The sequence below is a fragment of the Actinoplanes sp. NPDC051633 genome, from assembly GCF_040681735.1.
In the GTDB taxonomy this organism is placed as follows: domain Bacteria; phylum Actinomycetota; class Actinomycetes; order Mycobacteriales; family Micromonosporaceae; genus Actinoplanes.
The window spans coordinates 1-1,621 of the sequence record NZ_JBFAZH010001488.1 but is presented as its reverse complement, the minus strand read 5'-3'; the positions used below and the strand labels follow the sequence as shown (position 1 = coordinate 1,621).

Here is a 1,621-nt window from a genome sequence, read left to right as displayed (position 1 = left end):
GGGGTGGACATCGTGGACTCCGTCGGCGGCGACGTACGCCTCGGTTCCTCGCCGGTCGTATCCGGCCCACCGGCCCCGGCTCCGGCCCCGGCGCCCGCGCCGGGCGACCAGTCGATCACCGGCGTCCGGACCGAGGGCAGGATGCGGATCGTCCGAGGCGTCGGCGGTGACGTGGACATCAATCCGTGAGCACCGCCGCCGGCCCGCAGCGGGTCGAGGACAGCGTGGTGCTCGGCGACCTGTATCAAATCTCCGGCGTCGCCGGGAACGTCACCATCACGGCCGGCCGGGTGCCCTTCCGGGTCGAGCCGTTCCCGGCCGCGCCGGTCGCGCTCCCGGTCGACCGGGCCCGCGCCCAGCCCAGCCGGCTGCTGCTGGCCCGGCACGAGGTCGTCCCGTTCGCCGGCCGGGCCGAGCAGCTGAGCGAGCTGGCCCGGTGGCGTGGCGCCGCCGAGAAGGTGTCGGTGCGGCTGGTACACGCGTCCGGCGGGCAGGGCAAGACCCGGCTGGCCCGGCGGGTCGCCGCGGATGCGCTGGCCGCCGGATGGGCCGTCCGGCAGGTCACGCACGCGTCCGGGCATGCGTCCGGGCACGCGTCCGGGCCGGGCAGCCGCCTGCGTCGTCCGGAGGGCGACGGCGTGCTGGCGGTGGTGGACTACGCGGACCGGTGGCCGCCGTCCGATCTGCTGGAGTTGGTCACCCGGCTGTCCGCGGTCCCGCTGGAGACCGGGAGCACGGTCCGGGTGCTGCTGCTGGCCCGGTCGGCGGGCTTCTGGTGGCAGGCGCTGCGCGACCGGTGGGACGCCGAGTTGGGCATCGACGCGACCAGCGTGGCGTTGCCGCCGCTGGCCGGGCAGATCGACCGGGCCGAGCTGTACGTCGAGGCGCGGGACCGGTTCGCGGCGGCGCTCGGTGTGGCGGCCGGGCCGGAGCCGGGGATGCCGGCCGAGCTCGACGGCGACGTCCTGTCGGTGCACATGGCGGCGCTCGTGGCGGTCGACGCGCGGCGGCTCGGCCGGAGCGCCGACGTGGCCCCGCACGGGCTGTCGGCGTACCTGCTGCGGCGGGAGCTGGCGCACTGGCACTCGCTGCACGCCCGCGCCGAGGACCGCATGGCGACCGCGCCGCGGGTGATGGCCCGGGCGGCGTACGTGGCGACGGTGACCGGCGGGTCACTGAGCCGGGCCGACGGGCGTGCGGTGCTGGAACGCGCGCACGTCACGGCGCCCGACGTGGACACCGTGCTCGACGACCACCTGTTCTGCTATCCGGCCGCCGACGCAGGTGGCGTGCTGACGGCGATGCACCCGGACCGGCTCGGCGAGGACCTGATCGCGCTGGCGACGCACGGACACGGCCTCGGCGAAGACGCGTGGCCGGCCGACGACTGGGCCCGCGACGCGCCCGGCCTGCTGCTGGCCGGCCGTCCGACGTGGACGGCGGCCGCGGTCACGGTGCTGGTGGAGACCGCGCGGCGGTGGCCGCACATCGCCCGGGACGTGCTGTTCCCGCTGCTCAAGGCCCGGCCTGAGGTTGCGCTGCCGGCCGGTGGCGCGGTCATCGCGCGGCTCGCCGAGATCCCGGACATGGACCTGGACGTCCTGGAGGCCGTCGATGCGGT

At 76.7% G+C, this 1,621-nt stretch carries 1 protein-coding gene and 1 pseudogene; both read left to right on the top strand.

Annotated features, from left to right (window positions below; genetic code table 11):
• Window positions 1-189 (top strand): hypothetical protein (locus AB0M20_RS42375; protein ID WP_364307053.1); only part of this gene is annotated, 189 nt, incomplete at its 5' end.
• Window positions 186-1,621 (top strand): annotated as a pseudogene (locus AB0M20_RS42370) (tetratricopeptide repeat protein); the annotation flags it as partial. The gene AB0M20_RS42375 and the pseudogene AB0M20_RS42370, both read left to right, overlap by 4 nt.